Genomic DNA, 375 nt, shown 5'->3' with positions numbered 1-375 from the left:
AAAGCCTGGAGTATTTTCACAATACTACGGACAAGCTTTATTATGATTTTCCACAAAAAAAACGTCCTTTTTCAATTCCTGAACCAATGTGGCCAGAACGTGAAAAGAAGTTAGACGGTTATAGGAAGTTCGATCTAGTAATTGTTTCAGATTTTAGATTGGCTTGTTATCTTGAAGTTGATTATATAAAACAATTAAAATCTTTGGTAGATAAGGAATCCCGAATTGGCTTAGTACAATTAAATGAATATGAAATTCCACCTGAAAAGAAGATAAATACATCAGTAAGGGATGAATTAGAAGATGATACAGTTCAAATGCTGGTATATGGTGAGAAGATTTTATGTGAATCTGTACTAATTCTTAATCCAATAG

At 31.7% G+C, this 375-nt stretch carries 1 protein-coding gene; it reads left to right on the top strand.

Going from position 1 to position 375, the window contains the following annotated elements:
• On the top strand, window positions 1-375 hold a 375-nt coding region (locus AOA61_RS31250; protein ID WP_218197366.1), incomplete at both ends, for a hypothetical protein.

This window comes from Pseudomonas sp. 2995-1, assembly GCF_002742505.1.
Classification (GTDB): Bacteria; Pseudomonadota; Gammaproteobacteria; order Pseudomonadales; family Pseudomonadaceae; genus Aquipseudomonas; species Aquipseudomonas sivasensis.
Note: the sequence above shows the minus strand (reverse complement) of the source record. Positions and strands in the feature narration are given on the sequence as shown.